This is a genomic window from Bacillus cereus group sp. BfR-BA-01356, assembly GCF_022663635.1.
GTDB classification, from domain to species: Bacteria; Bacillota; Bacilli; order Bacillales; family Bacillaceae_G; genus Bacillus_A; species Bacillus_A cereus.
This window is the reverse complement of sequence record NZ_JAKUFX010000003.1, coordinates 1-16,660: the sequence shown is the minus strand read 5'-3', so window position 1 is coordinate 16,660 and position 16,660 is coordinate 1. Positions and strand designations below refer to the sequence as shown.

Here is a 16,660-nt window from a genome sequence, read left to right as displayed (position 1 = left end):
TTAAAATATTAACATAAAATAAATAACTTCTAATTTTAAACCTTCACTAATTTTCTAAAAAATAAAAGGTGAATTACATGAAATTAGGTTGAGAAACTTCAGAAAACGCTTTCATTTTGTATCATAATTTTTTATAAATACTACATAAACAAAGGAGCTTACTAACAATGAACGTCTCGTTACTTACACCTACTACTGATTTACAAGAAGAATACTTAGATTTCTATAACGAATGGAAAGATAGCGGTGAAACAATGATCCCGTGGGTTATCTCAAAAAATCCTGCTAACTTCCCAGCTATGGTTCAAGAACTTCTCGATGCGCATAACGGAATAAATATCCCTGAAACTTGGGTACCAGATTCTACATATTGGCTCGTTACAAATAATAATAGAATTGTCGGAGCTGTTAATATACGTCATAGTTTAACTGAACATCTATTTAACGCTGGCGGTCATATCGGTTATGGCATTCGCCCTTCTGAAAGAAGAAAAGGTTATGCTACGAAATTACTAGCATTATCATTAGAAAAAACGAAGGAATTAGACATCACGAAAGTACTTGTCGTTTGCGACGCAGTGAATACCGCTTCTGAAAAAACGATTTTACATAACGGCGGGCTTCGTGATCATGATTTCACTGAGGAAGATGGGAATGTAGTAAGAAGATATTGGATTGAGCTATGAATAATCACAAATAAGCGAGAAAGTGATTATACACTTTCTCGCTTATTTTACACTGCTTCTATTTCAAATTGTACTGTAATACCGCTTGGATCTACCACCACAAACCCATTTGTAGTTTCATTTATTTCATGTTGTTTTTCTATTAATCTTTCTTTCACTTCATCTAACGCCTCTTTATACGGTAGTACAATCGTATACACCTTTAGCCCAGTTGCATGTACTGGTGGGTGTGGATTGTTTACTCCGTTCCACGTATTTGCACCAATATGGTGATGATATCCCCCTGCTGAAATAAATAAGCAATCCTCTTCACGCTGTTGTACTTCAAAACCTACTGTTTCCACATAAAATTCATGTGATTTCTCTACATCAGCTATTCGTAAATGTACGTGCCCAACGACAGTATTAGCAGGCAAACCATCAAACTCATAATCAACAAGTGTTGCCAATTCTTTTAAATCAAGTGGTGTACTTCCTCCTGGCCCTTCTCCCCATTGATCACGCGGACGGTCTGCATAAATTTCAATACCATTCCCCTCTAAATCTTGCAAATAAAAAGCTTCGCTATATGTATGATCACTTGCACTATTAAACCTTGAAATTGGTAAAATTTCATTTGAATATGTATAACGCCCTTCTTGCTCATCCGGGCTGTCAATTACATTTTTATTACGAAGAACCCCAAATAGCGCAGAAGCAAAAGCTTCACGAGTCGGAACTAAAAAGGCTACATGATATATACCAGTCGTACGCGGTTCTTGCAGTACCCCGTCCTCTAACCTTTCAAGAACAAGTAACGCGTTCTTTCCACCTTTTCCAGATAAATATGCTTTATTCCCCTCTTGCTTAATTACCTCTAATCCTACAACATTCTCATAAAAAGCAATTTGACGCTCTAAATCTTTCACTTTAAATTCAACATGACCAATACGTGTTTTCGGATGAATTTTTACCATGAATAACTTCATCTCCTTATCCCTATATTTTCCCATTACATATAACCGTTACTATGAAGGATACAACTAAAATCATCCTATGTAAATAAGAAAAGTCAGAATTCACATGCATTTTTATTTTCATAATAAAAATGCCACCTTTTCTAACTTTTAGAAAAGGTGGCATTTTAACTCTTATCTCATTTTATGTACTTCAGCAACTAGCTTTCCACCCTGAATGCCCATATAAAGCTTCACAGGTGCATCATTCGTATTTTCAAATACTAAATCTAAATATGGATATGCAATTGTAGCATCTCTTCCTTGTGGAACATAACCTACCGTTTTAGAATGTGTAGTTCTCTCCACCATTTTCAGGCCAGCTTGATCTGCTGCATTGTATAAAGTTGAAGATGTTTGACAAACACCACCGCCATATCCATCTACTAATTTACCATCAACTATTTCTTTCCCTAATTGATATCCTTTATCTGGTGTTGTATCACCGATTAATGAATTAAAAGAGAAACGGTCTCCTTTTGCTAACACAACTCCATTTATGCTCGCTGCTGACAAACGAATATTCTCAATACGGCCACCTGTTGAACCACCTAAGTTCGTTTCATATCTACCAATTACCGTACCATTTCCTTGCGCATCACTTAATGTTGCGACTGGTTTTTTCTCCACGATCGGCAACTGATACGTAGCATCCCACATACCAACATTTAACAATTTATCTACTAATTCTTTTTCCATTAATTCATAAGAAGGTTTTCCTTCTTGCCAACTTCCATCAGGTGCTATACGTGAAGGAACCATTTTTTTGTCGACGCTTTTTCCAACCTCACCAACAACCTTTGTTACAGACTTTTTAAATTTCGCTTCATCTTCAAAATAGCCTAAACTAGATAAATCTAATTTTTTCACTTCAGTACCAGTTCGACCATCAACTAAACTAATAGTATCCTGCACTTCTGCTTTAGCCTCTACAGTATGCCCACCAATATCACTTACCAATGCAACATCACTTACTTTTGCACCACAGCCACTCATTATAGCTACACATAACACCCCAACCAATATACCCTTTACTTTACGGAACAATATACTCTCTCCCTTTCCCCAACATCACTATTATGTATTTATTTCATTTTTATGTATGTTTTGTCACAATCATTTTACAATATGTTTATAAAATGTTACAAGTTATTTTTCACTCTATATAAATTACTCTTTTCTTTTATAAATGTCTATACATATTTACATAAAAGTTTGAGTTTGATAGAATTGTAACTTTTATGTAAACTCTCTCCTTTATCCAGTATATACCATTAAGCAAAAGAAATACAAATCAAAAACCCTCAAGCTATTTTTTATAAAGTGAAACTGTAATCAGTGGGGGTTTTACGGGCATCCCGACCTTCTTTGTTTCTGCTGAATTTTGACATGGGGGTCTTATTGCCCAGCAAATAGCGGGATAAAGAGAAATCCCGTCAACATAAATAGGTATTTGCCGTGCCACCACTCCGCTTTTGCACATACATTATGGTGAATTCAACCTATTTTAAAGAAATGGAGGATGTTATTATGTATCCCTACAATCCATATGATCCATATAATCAATATGCGTACCAACAACCACAGTATGACTTACAAACACAATATCAATCTTATATAGATCAAGCAGAGCACACGAATCCATATGACCAAAATAGACAATTCCAACTTCCAATCTCTTTTCCTGGCACTGGAAATCGTCAATTAGAAAGACGCGTAAATGAGCTTGAACAAAGAGTTCGTCAACTAGAAAATACAGTTGAGCGCCATACACGTAGACTAAACCGCTTAAACCAACGTTTACGCACAGTAGAAAACAGACTAAACATTCCATTCGCAGCATTAGAAGACGGATTTTAATCGAGAAAATAAAGATTATATAAAGGAAGGGGCTTCCCCTTCCTTATATAAATTGACGAAAGTTTTTTCCATCTCTATACTGATAAGAGTTAATGAAATGAAACAAGGTGATAAATATGGATTTTGAAATAAATTATCTTTCCTTTTATGTTGTACAAGTAGAAGGAAAAGGTGAAGCAGTTGATAAACGCTACAAACATTTTCAAACTTTAGACGCTGAAGAATATGAAGATAGTTCCTTAAAAGAATTTTTGAATGGTGAGTTATTAAAAATATCGAAGCGAAAAGTAGAACGTCATGCAAAAACAGAACAAGCCCCAACAAAAATTGGTCGCTTTATTGTAGAAGAAGGGCACGAACTTGATTCAAACCCTCATTACAACCTTTTTAATCGTATTCGCTTTGCAGAAACAAAAGAAAACTTTAAAGATATGAGCGAACCTCTCGTTTATACATATCTTGACACAAGCGCTGTACGTGGTGGTGTATTTTTAATTGCTCAGGCAAAACTACGCAAATACTTTGATGATCCCTTCGTATTCGTAATGAAATGCGACTTTGAACCAAAGGTTGCTTCTATTTCTGATGAATCAACACTGATTCGTAACGTTGAAATGGCCATCACAACAAAGAATATGAAATCTATCCAATATCCGTACATGCCTGAAGAAGGTATGGTTGAAGTAGGCGAACTAAAAATACACCAAGCATCACATGCCCGCTACTTTGAAGACTTCTTAAAATTCGTCGAATACGAACGCTCTATGCCTGAAATTATGAAAACACAAGTAATGGACATGGTATACGACCAAATTGAAGATGTATTTGAAGAAGGTACGGAAGAACGCGAACAATTCGACCAAGCGATGGAAGTATGGGCTGCCAGTCCGAAACGCGAAATTATGGAACAATTTTCAACCGAAGAAGTAATGGAAGCAACTGCTCAAATCGTCGAGCATGCTCCTGAAGTCGAATTAAAACTAAAAGCAGATCATATCTCTGTGAAGGCCCTGCTTGCTGATTTCGGGGATCAAATACATATTGCGAAGGTAAATGATCGATATGTACTTATGATTGAAGCAGACACACTTACATTTGAAAAAGGCTTCTCTCCTATTGAGTTTCTGAAGCCAGATGAGCTGCAAGATGTGATTGAGCGGATTGAGAATAAGCAGCAGTATTCGTTTGATCCGAGCGGTATTGAATAAAGTGAAACTTTAATCAGTGGGGTTTTGTTCATCCCCCACTAATTATTAACCCTCACCAATCGGGCTTTTACGGGATAAATACTTCCATATAACTGTTGTTACTGGGCGCTTTTAATAAGCGCTCTTTTGTTTATATTAAAAACCGATTCTACTAAGAATCGATTTTTCTGCTTTATAATAAAACATGTTTATTTTCAAATTTTTTGATGCAAGATGACATTTGTTGCAGAATCAAATACATCCCTTCCTTGTTATACAAGCTTATTTCCATTAGAAATATCTACTTCAATATTTCTAGTTGACCAAGTCCTTCTATAAGTTGTTAAGATGCAAATTTCACTTTACTACCTCAAATTTATTGTACTCGTAAAAAGATAATTGAAAACGATATTCCGGATGTTCTCTCACCCAATCGTAGGCTTCTTCTAAAATTTCCATTTTGTTTTGCAAGTCATTAAGTTCACTACATTCGTCCCTTTTCTGTTTGCACAGAGGGCAGAATCCATTCACTATTTCCGCACTCGTCGCCCTAATAGTTTTACTTTCTAAATCAACTACTAGACGAAGAATAACAGAATGCTCTTCTTTTGTAGTCACCTTCATTTCAGCAATCCGATCCTCATTCCAAAAGACACCGTTTAATTGCATCTTTACTGTGACATCTTTAATATCCAAGTCTACCACTATCACACCTCCCTTGTACAAAACTCAATCTTACTCTTCTATTTTAAACTTTAATACACCACAACTTAAAGAGATATTAAGTTTTTTCCAATTCTTCTTTACTATGAAAGAAAGTGTAGTTAATGCTAATTGTGTGGTAAATATTATCCCAAAAACTAAAACAGTTAAAATGTTAAAGATTGTTTCCATTAAACTACACTCTTTTCTTTATATATATTTTTATTTTATTAATACGGTTTAAAACTCTTATTACGTCTTAACAATCCCAAAGCAATTATAATGCACAATCACAACAACAAGTTGATGCCTATTTAATATCAATACGCTGTTATTACATGTATGTAGTTAGAGGTGGAGGAGAAATTCATTTAACCTCTGTATTCTCCTCCATCTCAGCCAAATACCTAATCTGCCGTTCCGCTTTTCTCACTGCTGTACGAAAATGTTTTTTCAGGAGTTCTACTGTATTTTCACTTATATAATATCTTTCCGTTATACTTTCCCACGTGTCACCACTTTCAAATGTACTCCATTCAAAAGGGCGTTCTGTATTTTTCTTTAGTTCTTTAAACACCCATTTTCGCATCTTTTTTTTCGCTTTTTCTGTTAGTTTTCCGTTTTTTACAAGTTCAAGTTCACCATGTCTTTTGTATCGCTTATTAATATCTCTCTCGCTATATACTTTAAGAAGTATATTTGCTGTATTTTCAGCATCTGCTAAAGCACGGTGCTGTTTTCCTTCCCACGTTAAAGCGAGCTGTTCTACCGCAAATTGTAAACTTGGCGTATGTTCAAACAATTCCTCATATGCTTGGAAAACAAATTTTTGCAAATCAATTCTATTTTCTTTTTCTATACTTGGGCATTCAACACCATATAATGTACAATCATGAGATAGAAAGCGATAATCTTCTTTTCCCCATGAAACAAATATAGAACCTTCGCCGATGAACTGAATAAATTTCTCTATAATTTGAGGGAATTTTTCTACACCCATTAAATCTTTTTTCGTAATACCGGTTAATTTTGTTGTATGACGAGTTAATCGTGCACTTGGTTTTACTAACTCCGAAAATTCTTCAATTATCTTCATTGTACCTATTTCTATTTTTACAGCTCCGATATCAACTATTTCTGATGGATCTTCTGATTTATACGGTCTGAAATTCCTTTCAATATCAAACACAATGAAATGTGTAGCGTTTTTCAATTTATTTACCTCTTTCTAAATTCCTTTTCACACAAACACTTTATTTTCAGTATTTATTTATTCATGTACTTTATACAAAAATACTCCGAATAAATGAATGAAAATTCAGTCTTGTTATAATATGTAAGTAGGAGGACATCTATAAAAATGCAAAAAAAAAGAAGGGCGAGCCCTTCTTTTTTCAAAAATTACTTCTTGTTTACGTTAGTAGCTTGAGGTCCACGGTTACCTTGTTCTACTTCGAAAGTAACTTCTTGACCTTCTTCTAAAGTTTTGAAGCCTTCGCCTTGGATAGCTGAGAAATGAACGAATACGTCTTCTCCGCCTTCAACTTCGATGAAACCGAAACCTTTTTCTGAGTTAAACCATTTTACTTTACCGTTTTGCATGAAAAAAATCCTCCTACAATGTACCTATATGTACATATTCATTTTCAACCACCTTACAATAATAAGCCAGATATTAAAAAACTGCAACCCCTGAGGAGATTTAACATTGCTATCCTCCTCGGAAGTTACAGCTCATTTAAATCTCTATATTATTAAAAGTAAAATGGTTTAAATATACTATATCATATCAATATAATAAAAGTAAAGTTTTTTTCTTAAATTATTTTTTGTTCCCACTGCATTGCTTTTAATTCACCTGATCCGGCTACTACATAACCATCTTTTTGATTAACAATGCGCCATCCGTGCCCTTTAACTGAATCACATACTGTAACAATACCTTCTTCAAGAAGCACACGGCACACACTACTAATCCCCGCCTTATTTTGCGTTGAAGTTGTATATAAAACATGTTGATCTACACTTAAGTCTAAATAACTACTTGCTTTCTGCTCACTTTGACATGTATGCCAATATATTTTTTCACTTGCAATACTTTCATCTATTTTACAATAAGAAATATTCCCGCTAACTCCCTTGCACGATCCACTTGCCGCTACTAAATAAGAATTGTGTAAAGTCAACGCGGAGATCATTTGATTCATCGCAATTTTAATCCTCTTTAATTTACGTGTCTTCAAATCAAAGAGCCAAACACCACCATATTTAGCATGTATTTTCGTACCAATAAATAAGTAATGTTTATATAAAAATAATGATCGAATAGACGGTGCCGCACTGCCATACTCAAGAAACGGATGAATAGTTTCCCATGTCAAACCGAAATTATGAGAAAGATACAGCGTTTTTTCTCCATGAGCAACAACAGTTCCTTGTACAGTGCTACATACATTCCAACTCGTTGCTTTTGTTGGAAAACGCTGAATTGTCCAGTTCTCTCCACCATTCATACTGCGAATAAAAATCCCTTCGTCACCTACACCATAAACTACATTATCTTCGCTATGTAAATCCCTAATTCGTTTTTGAAAACCATTTAAAATTCGTTTCCATTCTCCGTCTTGTTCAACAAATAAGCCATTATATGTAGTAGCTAACAACAGTTTTCCATCTCTTAACTTTGTAATAGCAGTTGCACTTAACATTGTCTCCACGTTGACACTCCCATTCTTAGAACTTCTCAGCAAATGCAATTGCAAAATTACTGCATTTTTCAACATCCTCTTCATCTTCTGGAGCTAATTCAATTTTCAGCCCTTCTTGTACAAGCTCTGCACCGCGTTCCACAAGACGTTCTTCAAATATCGTTACCGCTTCACAAAACAGTTCATACGCCGTATCACCCGATCCGAATACCGCTACCTTTTTCCCAGCTAAATCTATATTTTCTAAGTCATCATGAAAATCTTCCGCTTCAAATGGTAATTCACCATCGCCCCACGTATAAGATCCTAAAATGATTCCATCATAAGCTAATAATTCTTCAGCATCCATGCCTTCCATTTCTTGCAATACTACTTCATGATCAAAAGCATCTAAACTAACTTTAATTAAATCAGCAATACTCTCTGTATTTCCTGACATACTTGCATAAGCTATTAAAATTTTTGCCACTTTGGCATCCCCCTCTAACGATAAATGATTCTCATTCTCATTATATTAATAATGAGAATCAATTTCAATTGATTTTTTCTACTTTTATTTACATTTCACATTACTTATTTCAAATAAAGTGAGGGTATTCATCTCCCACCTAACTTCTTTGTTTCCGCTGAATTTTGAGGCGGGGGGTCTTACTGCCCAGCAAATAGCAGGATAAAGTGAAAGTTTAATGAGTCCTCACCAATCAGGCTTTTTCAGACAGCCCACAAAGAGCGGAATAAATAAAAAAGCACAGATGACTATACAATCATCTGTGCTTTTTTATTATTTTTTAAAAATACCAAAAGGCTTTCCTACTGGTAAAACAACTTTTCCGAAGTGTGTATTTAACACTGCTGCTGCTGAACCGTAGAAAGATAATAACGAAATAAGAAGTTCAGAATATGCTGCTAAATTATGCATTGCATGCGGCATAACACCTAAAGTACTTAATGAAAGACCGATAAATAAGAAATCAATAAGGACGAAAATCATAAATAATACTTTATGTGTTTCCATTGCACCAATTGTCATAAAGATTGTGAAAATCAAATATCCGATAAAGGCTACACCAAGCTGTTTTGAATCTGCAGCTTGTGCTAATTTTTCGCCAAATACTCCAAGTTGAATTAACCAAGTCATTCCAACACCTAGCCAAAATAGACCGTACGCACCGAATGCTGTTGTACCGAATGTATTGTTATGCTTTGCATCATGAATGCAAGCAAAGATTTGTGCAAATCCTCCTAAAAAGATTGCCCACGGTAATACAAGTGAAACGCCATCTGTTAAGCCTAACTTTTGAGATGATGCTACAAGTGTTACCATCGCTAATCCAAATAGACCAATTCCAGATGGATCCGCTGTTGTCATTTTCACATGATGTGTAGTAGTTTGATTGCTCATATAAACCTCCTGATTATAAACATACTCGAATACAATACTTAAATCAGAAGACTATGTCAATGGTTTTTTTTGTATGTTGTCAGACGTTATATTTTATAATGATTAAATATATTTCTGACCACTTCATAAGGTTTTATATTCACTTTTTCCAACTCGTTTATCGGTAGCCATAACGGAATATAATTTCCCCTACCTTCCAGCTGAAATTCCTCAGCTGTTCCGCTTCCGAACACTCCGCCTGTAATATAGGCAGCATAATAATATTCATTTCCTTTATATTTTACCTTTGCAATAAGGTGCTCCACTTGTATATGTACCCCTAATTCTTCGTATACCTCTCTTTTCGTTGCCTCTTCAGGCGTTTCACCTTCCTCAATCCCTCCGCCAGGAAAAACATAATATGTTTCCTCTTCTCGAATACGTTTTATAAGAGCGATTTTTCCTTCCTGTACAATGATAGCGGCTCCGCGATTTCTTATCATTTTATTACCTCAATACGAATCGCAACTGTTCCCCACTCTTTTTCTTGTTCTTTCGTATATATTTTGTATGTACTTTCTAACATTTCCTCTAAACTATCATTTTCACAATCCAATAATTTTTTATCAATTTGTTCATACATAGATTTAAAGCTCTCGTATCGCTTTATTTCCGTTACTTTTACCGTCATCATTTCTGTTGTCGTAAGATTCGTAAATACGATTTCATCGTCTTTGTTTATTAGTTGACGTTTTTTATCGTATAGGCGTACTTCATATACTTTTTTCCCTGATTGAATTGACTGAAACGGTTTATTATATAAACCCATTTCGTATCGCATACATCCCACTCCCTTTTGTTCATTTCACCTATTAATACAGTTCACATTACTACATCCTGCATATAATATTCCATACGTATCGCTTAATTGAGAAAGGAGGCTGAAGAAGCATGTTATATTTAAATCAAAAACCTGAATATAATAAATATGATATTGGTGATTATACTTATAGTAAAGTAGGGCCAACCATTTTTTCTTGGAACGATGAAACAAAATTAAAAATAGGTAAGTTTTGTTCATTAGCAGAAGAAGTCGTTTTCATACTTGGCGGTGAACATCGCGCAGACTGGATAACAACTTATCCATTTAATGCACTTTTTGATGAAGGAGCACATATTACTGGTCACCCTTCTTCAAAAGGTGATATCGTAGTTGGCAATGATGTATGGATTGGTTATCAATCCTGCATTTTATCTGGTGTTACAATTAGTAACGGTGCCATTATTGGTGCAAAAAGTGTTGTTACAAAAGACGTCCCTCCATATGCAATTGTGGCTGGTAATCCAGCAAAATTTATTCGATATCGTTTCCCGCAAGAAACAATTGACAAACTAGAGAATCTTGCATGGTGGGACTGGGACATTTCTGTTATAAAAGGAGCTATTCCATTACTACTTTCCGACAAAATCGACGAATTTTTCACCTCGCCCGAAAAAGAATCTACATGATTAATGAAGAAAGAGCATCCTTCTCTTACAGGATGCTCTTTCTTCATTAATTTTTTCTTTATTTACAAATGATCACACGGAGAACATTGAAAAGGAATTTTCCCTAAGCAATTAAGATTCGTTTCGCAAATTTGTTCAATTGTTGGAACAAATGGAATGACAACTATGTTACTTTCTACTATTTGTGTAACAGGTGGCAACACTGTGCCTACTTGATGTTCAAAACGAATACTCGCTTGATTTATATAATTTCCTGAACCATTTGGCGCGCTCTGTACTGCTACTTGGAACGAAACTGTCCTTGCTTCACCAGGATTTAAACTTCCTATAATAAATCCTGATACTGGGTTTACATTTGGCACTGGCGTATTATCAACCGTTACAGTTCCAAGAACAAATTGAACACTACTATCTAACATATCTTGAAAACGAATATTTTGTATTGCTGTATCCCCCGTATTTGTAATAACTGTCGTAAACGTAATAACATCTCCAATTGTTGCTGCCTGTAAATTTGCCGTTTTTACGACTGTCGTTGAGACATTTTGAGGAATAAACGGGATAACAACTGTATTACTATCACCTTCAACTACTAATGGCGGCTCATTCGGATTTACAGTTGCAAGCCCATTCGCTGTAGCAGTATTTGTAACTAAATTATTTATTTGCCCTCCTATTATTACAACTTGGAAATTAATAATTGCTGCATCATTTGGCTGAAAATCACCTAACGGAATACCAGTATTCGGGTTAGCGAATGGAAAAGATACATCATTTACCGTTACCGTGCCATTTATAAATAGCGTATTCGGATCAATGATATCTGTTAACACAATGTTGGTCACAGGAACTGTACTATCATTTATAACAGCGATTCCGTAAGTGACAACATCCCCTATCATTGCTACTTCAAAGTTTGCTCCTTTTGCAACAAATAAGATTGCAGTATTTACCGTCACTATAACGGTATTGCTCGTATCCATCACTGTAACTGGCGGCTCCCCTGGTACTAAAATATATTCTGCTAACGCCCCAGCAACGTTCACTACTGTACCACCATCTGGAAAACTTGTAATCGTAGCTTCATATGTTACAATCGCCGTCTCACCGACTGGAATGTCTACAATCGTAAATCCAACCTGCGGATTTACTCCCGGACGAGCTACTCCATTTACAGTTACACTATTTGGTACAAAAACAGCTTCCTGAGATAGGACATCGATAAATTGAATATTCATCGCATCAGCAGTACCAGTATTTAATATTCGAACCGTATACTTTACTGTTTCTCCTACTCCAACAATTGAATGATCTACTTCTTTTTGCATATCTAAACTGCCTCTATTTACTGGTGTGACTGTCGTATTACTTGAATTCGTAATTGTAAACGGAGGTTCTCCTGGAATTAATTCAAAATCACCCGTTACTCTTGCTGTATTCATAATGCTACTAGAAGGCGGAACTGCGATTACATTTACTTCAAATGTAATTAATACGCTATCCCCTACTGCAAGATTAGGCAATGCAAAGCCTACAAATGGATCTAAACCTACTTGCGGAATCCCATTTATTTGTACACTTCCAGGAACGAATTCTAAACTAGGTGATGGAACATCGCTAAACTGAACGTTCGTCGCTGTTACCGTTCCCGTATTTGTAACTTGCACACTATACGTTAACGTATCTCCTAATCGTGTCGCTTCTTTATTTACAGATTTTATAACGCTGAATCGTCCTCTATTCACTCTAGTTATCGTCGTATTACTCGGCTCTGTTATTACAACCGGTGGCTCTCCTGGCACTAAAGTAAAGCTTCCTGTTATATTTGCAACGTTCGTAATTGTTCCTGATGACGGGATGTTTGTAACTGTCGCTTGAAACGTCACTATAACTGTTTCACCAACTGGGATATCTCCAACTCCAAATCCAGTAATCGGATTTAAGTTTGGTTGCGGAGCTCCATTTATCGTTACACTATTTGGTACAAATGACGCACCTGTTGAAATCGTATCAATAAACTGAACATTGTTAGCTGTTACTGTTCCTGTATTCGTTATTTGCACTGTATACGTCAATACATCTCCAACTAGAGTAGCGGCTCTATTTACTTGTTTAATAACATTAAAGCGTCCTCTATTTACAGTTGTGAGTGTTGTATTACTTGGCTGATTTACTATAACTGGTGGTTCTCCTGGTACTAAAATAAAGCTTCCGGTAACATTTGCCGTATTGGCAATTGTTCCGTTTGACGGAACGCTAACAACTGTTACTTGGAATGTGACTTCTACACTTTCACCTGGAATTATATCCGGAAGTGAGAAGCCAGTGTTAGGGTCTAATCCAGGCTGTAACGCACCGTTTATCGTTACACTATTCGGTACGAATGTTATAGAGGATGGTAATACATCACTATATTGAACATTCGTCGCTATCACTGTTCCCGTATTTTGAACTACTGTTGTATATGTGATTGTATCGCCTACTGCAACAACCGGCTGACTTACTGATTTTAAAACATTCAAACCAGATTCATTTATTTCTGTTAATGTCGTGTTACTTGTCGTCGTTTCCGTAATAGGCGGCTCTGTTTCACTTACAGCAAACGTAGCTGTAACATCTACAAAGTTAACAATCGTTCCACCTTCTGGTATGCTCGTAACCACTTCCTGATATGTGACGAGTACAAAATCATCTACAGGTATATCTGGAACTGTAAAACCAATGAAAGGATCTAATCCTGGTGCTGGTACCCCGTTTATACTCACGCTTCCTGGTACGAATGCTACACCGGCGGAAGTAGTATCGATAAATTGAACATTCGTCGCTGGCACTGTTCCGAAATTAAAAATCAATACATCATACGTTAATATTTCTCCTACAGTCGCTACTTCCTTATCTACTATTTTCACTGGAAGAATAAACGCTATATTAATTGTCGTAACGACTAAATTCGTTAATATCGTTTCCGTAATCGGTGGTTCCTGCGGATTTGGTTGTGAAGTAAATGTAACGTCTGCATCATTTAATATGACTTCATTATCTGGAATTTCTGTAATCGTCACTTGGAATGTGACCTCAATACTTCCACCAGCGATTAATAATGGCGTAACTGTAAATCCTATTTCTGGATTTAAACCAAGTTGCTGCACTCCACCTATCGTTACACTATTGTCAACAAACGTCGTTCCTTCTGGTATGACATCTTGGAAGAACACATCTGTAACAGGGATAATTCCTACGTTTGAAATGAGCACGGTATACGTTAATACATCCCCAACAGCCCCAGTTGCAACATCAACTGTTTTTGTTGCTGTTACTTCACCAGGAGGAGGTAACGGTATTGTAACTACCGTTGTATTACTTGAATTCGTTGTTGTTACAGGTGGTTGTAAAGGATTTAATAAGAAAGTGGCTGTAGCAGATGCTGTATTTAATACTGCTCCACGTGTAGACGGTGCAACTACCGTAACTTGGAACGTTACTGTCAATGCTGTTCCAGCTGCAATATTAGGAAGCGGGAAACCAACATTTGGGTCAAATCCAGGTTGTTGCGTTCCATTTATCGTTACACTATTTGCTACAAATGTTGTTTCTGGAGAAACTGGATCAAGGAAAGAGACATTCGTTGCTGTTACTGTACCGTTATTTCGAATGACAACAGAATACGTGTAAGTTTCTCCAAGTGCTGCTTGTTGTACAGATGAAGATTTTTGTATATTTAACTGTGCTGTGTTTACTTGCGTCACTACAAAATTACTATTTGTAACAGTCGTTATTGGAGGGTTTGCTGGATTTATAAGAAAACTTGCAGTAACGTTCGATTGGTTTCTTATATTTCCACCGCTCGGAACACCCGTCACTGTAACTTGAAACGTAATGGTAGCCGTTTGCCCGACCGGAATATTTGGTACCGGGAATCCTGCCATAGGATCCGCGCCTTGCTGTACGACTCCATTTATCGTCACACTATTTGCTACAAAGGCAGTACCAGACGGAATTGGATCTTGAAAAACAATATTCGTTGCAGGAACAGTTCCTGTATTTTGAATAAGAATCGTATACGTTAACGTATCTCCTACACCGGCTTGTGGTGTATTTACACTCTTCATTACATTAAGTGATCCTACATTCACTCGCGTCACAACAATATTACTAATCGTTACAATTGTAATTGGTGGCTGGAGAGGACTTACTTGGAAATCAGCAGTGACATTCGCATTATTCGGAAGAACTCTATTTGGTGGTACACTCGTGATTGTCACTTGAAAAGTGACCGTCACCATACCTCCTACTGGAATATTAGCAAGTGGAAATCCAGTTGTCGGGTTTAAACCTGGTTGAGGTGTCCCGTTTATCGTTACACTATTCGCTACAAAAGTGGTTCCAGCTGGAATCGGATCAAGGAATGATACATTTGTCGCTACTACCGTTCCACTATTTTGTATAGCAACTGTATATGTTAGTGTATCTCCTACACCTGCTTCAGTAGCGCTTACACTCTTCATTACATTTAACCCTGAGGAATTCACAACTGTCATAACAGTATTACTTGGAACCGTCACAGTAATTGGTGGCTCTGTTGGATTTACAAGAAAATCTCCAGTTACATTCGCGTTATTTACAACATTATTCCCTGGTGGAATTTCATCAATTAATACCTCAAATGAAATAATTACACTCGCGCCAGTAGGTAAATCATTTAATGGGAATCCTAGTCCTGGATCTGCCCCCTCTTGTAAAACACCATCAACCAATACACTATTTTCAATAAATAATGTCCCTTGTGGAATTGAATCTTGGAAAAATACATTTGCAGCTGGTACACTACCTGCATTTATAACTTCGATTGTATATACTAAAACATCTCCTACCGTTGCAACATCCGTATTGACTGCTTTCACAACTTCAAAGTTTCCTGATTGTACTGTCGTATTCACAACATTACTCGGTACATTGATTGTTACTGGTGGTTCATTCGGATTCACTTGAAAGCTTGCTGTTACATTTGCTTGATTTAAAATATCTTCATTTTCTGGATTCTGTACAATTACTACGTCAAATGTGACTACAACCGTTTGAGCCGCAGGAATATTCGGAAGAGAGAATCCTGTATTCGGATTTAGTCCACTTTGCTGTACTCCATTAATTGTTACAGAATTTGCAACAAATGAAACAGCAGAAGAAATAGGGTCTTGGAAAAATACATTTGTTAACGGAACGTTCCCTGTATTTTGGACGGCAATTGTGTACGTTAAAGTATCCCCTACCGCCGCTTGCGTTGTATTTACTTCTTTTATTACATTTAAACCGCCTGTATTAACTTGTGTCACAACTGTATTCGTTTGTCTATTAATTGTTATCGGTGGCTGATTCGGAATAACGACGAAATTAGCAGATACATTTCCGCGATTCGCAATCGTACCTCCCGATGGTGTAGATGTTACTCGTACTTGAAATGTAACAGTCCTACTTCCGCCAGGAGATATATTAGCTACTGTAAACCCAGTCGCTGGATTTACCCCATCACTATCAAGCTAAGATTATACAATATCAAGTATAGTAGAGATTATTTCTTTTTTCTAAAAGCCAGGCTTAGAAAATTTAAAGGTTTGCATGCGAAATAAACCCTATC

General features: G+C 36.3%; 14 protein-coding genes and 1 pseudogene. 4 read left to right on the top strand and 11 right to left on the bottom strand.

From position 1 onward, the window contains the following. Window positions 1–167 precede the first annotated feature (167 nt). The gene (locus MR168_RS01995) at window positions 168–686 is read left to right on the top strand and encodes a GNAT family N-acetyltransferase (RefSeq protein WP_001103123.1); all 519 of its coding nucleotides are present in this window, start codon (window positions 168–170) and stop codon (window positions 684–686) included. 47 nt (window positions 687–733) lie between these two features. Here MR168_RS01995 and MR168_RS01990 read toward each other — a convergent pair whose 3' ends face one another. Next, window positions 734–1,678: a VOC family protein gene (locus tag MR168_RS01990; protein WP_002024552.1), complete on the bottom strand. Its 945-nt coding sequence runs from the start codon at window positions 1,676–1,678 to the stop codon at window positions 734–736. 138 nt (window positions 1,679–1,816) lie between these two features. Next, window positions 1,817–2,728 (bottom strand): VanW family protein, encoded by a 912-nt coding sequence (locus MR168_RS01985; protein WP_000488973.1) that lies wholly within the window; start codon window positions 2,726–2,728, stop codon window positions 1,817–1,819. 483 nt (window positions 2,729–3,211) lie between these two features. Here MR168_RS01985 and MR168_RS01980 point away from each other — a divergent pair, with 483 nt between their 5' ends. Both MR168_RS01980 and MR168_RS01975 read left to right on the top strand, forming a co-directional pair. After that, window positions 3,212–3,541, top strand: coding sequence for a hypothetical protein (locus MR168_RS01980; protein WP_000283715.1), 330 nt, complete (start codon window positions 3,212–3,214; stop codon window positions 3,539–3,541). Between the two features lie 116 nt (window positions 3,542–3,657). Further along, the gene (locus tag MR168_RS01975) at window positions 3,658–4,749 is read left to right on the top strand and encodes a DUF3900 domain-containing protein (RefSeq protein ID WP_000345046.1); all 1,092 of its coding nucleotides are present in this window, start codon (window positions 3,658–3,660) and stop codon (window positions 4,747–4,749) included. A 336-nt stretch (window positions 4,750–5,085) separates the two neighbouring features. Here MR168_RS01975 and MR168_RS01970 read toward each other — a convergent pair whose 3' ends face one another. The 8 genes from MR168_RS01970 to MR168_RS01935 form a co-directional block, all read right to left on the bottom strand. Then, the gene (locus tag MR168_RS01970) at window positions 5,086–5,433 is read right to left on the bottom strand and encodes a hypothetical protein (RefSeq protein WP_006922630.1); all 348 of its coding nucleotides are present in this window, start codon (window positions 5,431–5,433) and stop codon (window positions 5,086–5,088) included. A gap of 364 nt (window positions 5,434–5,797) precedes the next feature. Further along, complete coding sequence (locus MR168_RS01965; protein WP_000786417.1) at window positions 5,798–6,643, bottom strand: exonuclease; 846 nt, start codon at window positions 6,641–6,643, stop codon at window positions 5,798–5,800. A 188-nt stretch (window positions 6,644–6,831) separates the two neighbouring features. Continuing rightward, window positions 6,832–7,032: a cold shock-like protein CspB gene (gene cspB / locus MR168_RS01960; RefSeq protein WP_001179150.1), complete on the bottom strand. Its 201-nt coding sequence runs from the start codon at window positions 7,030–7,032 to the stop codon at window positions 6,832–6,834. Window positions 7,033–7,247: 215 nt separating this feature from the next. Further along, window positions 7,248–8,147, bottom strand: a complete 900-nt coding sequence (locus tag MR168_RS01955; RefSeq protein ID WP_006922620.1) for a WD40/YVTN/BNR-like repeat-containing protein — start codon at window positions 8,145–8,147, stop codon at window positions 7,248–7,250. Window positions 8,148–8,163: 16 nt separating this feature from the next. Next, window positions 8,164–8,607 carry a flavodoxin gene (locus tag MR168_RS01950; RefSeq protein ID WP_001062752.1) on the bottom strand — a complete coding sequence of 148 codons (444 nt, stop codon included), beginning with the start codon at window positions 8,605–8,607 and terminating at the stop codon, window positions 8,164–8,166. Window positions 8,608–8,919: 312 nt separating this feature from the next. After that, window positions 8,920–9,540: an acetate uptake transporter gene (locus tag MR168_RS01945; protein WP_000070938.1), complete on the bottom strand. Its 621-nt coding sequence runs from the start codon at window positions 9,538–9,540 to the stop codon at window positions 8,920–8,922. 86 nt (window positions 9,541–9,626) lie between these two features. Beyond that, window positions 9,627–10,022, bottom strand: coding sequence for an NUDIX hydrolase (locus MR168_RS01940; RefSeq protein ID WP_000620831.1), 396 nt, complete (start codon window positions 10,020–10,022; stop codon window positions 9,627–9,629). After that, window positions 10,019–10,360 (bottom strand): ASCH domain-containing protein, encoded by a 342-nt coding sequence (locus MR168_RS01935; RefSeq protein ID WP_001268359.1) that lies wholly within the window; start codon window positions 10,358–10,360, stop codon window positions 10,019–10,021. The genes MR168_RS01940 and MR168_RS01935 overlap by 4 nt, the downstream gene beginning before the upstream one ends. Before the next feature lie 110 nt (window positions 10,361–10,470). On the opposite strand from MR168_RS01935, the gene MR168_RS01930 reads away from it, so the two are divergent. Further along, complete coding sequence (locus MR168_RS01930) at window positions 10,471–11,028, top strand: CatB-related O-acetyltransferase (protein ID WP_016123208.1); 558 nt, start codon at window positions 10,471–10,473, stop codon at window positions 11,026–11,028. A gap of 62 nt (window positions 11,029–11,090) precedes the next feature. On the opposite strand, the pseudogene MR168_RS01925 reads toward MR168_RS01930, so the two are convergent. Then, window positions 11,091–16,550 (bottom strand): annotated as a pseudogene (locus MR168_RS01925) (DUF7507 domain-containing protein); the annotation flags it as partial. Window positions 16,551–16,660: the final 110 nt, after the last annotated feature.

Coding starts and splice junctions, on each gene's coding strand:
- MR168_RS01975 (WP_000345046.1), top strand. CDS start 3,658: ATGGATTTTGAAATAAATTATCTTTCCTTTTATGTTGTACAAGTAGAA.
- cspB (WP_001179150.1), bottom strand. CDS start 7,032: ATGCAAAACGGTAAAGTAAAATGGTTTAACTCAGAAAAAGGTTTCGGT.
- MR168_RS01990 (WP_002024552.1), bottom strand. CDS start 1,678: ATGGGAAAATATAGGGATAAGGAGATGAAGTTATTCATGGTAAAAATT.
- MR168_RS01980 (WP_000283715.1), top strand. CDS start 3,212: ATGTATCCCTACAATCCATATGATCCATATAATCAATATGCGTACCAA.
- MR168_RS01945 (WP_000070938.1), bottom strand. CDS start 9,540: ATGAGCAATCAAACTACTACACATCATGTGAAAATGACAACAGCGGAT.
- MR168_RS01940 (WP_000620831.1), bottom strand. CDS start 10,022: ATGATAAGAAATCGCGGAGCCGCTATCATTGTACAGGAAGGAAAAATC.
- MR168_RS01995 (WP_001103123.1), top strand. CDS start 168: ATGAACGTCTCGTTACTTACACCTACTACTGATTTACAAGAAGAATAC.
- MR168_RS01930 (WP_016123208.1), top strand. CDS start 10,471: ATGTTATATTTAAATCAAAAACCTGAATATAATAAATATGATATTGGT.
- MR168_RS01935 (WP_001268359.1), bottom strand. CDS start 10,360: ATGCGATACGAAATGGGTTTATATAATAAACCGTTTCAGTCAATTCAA.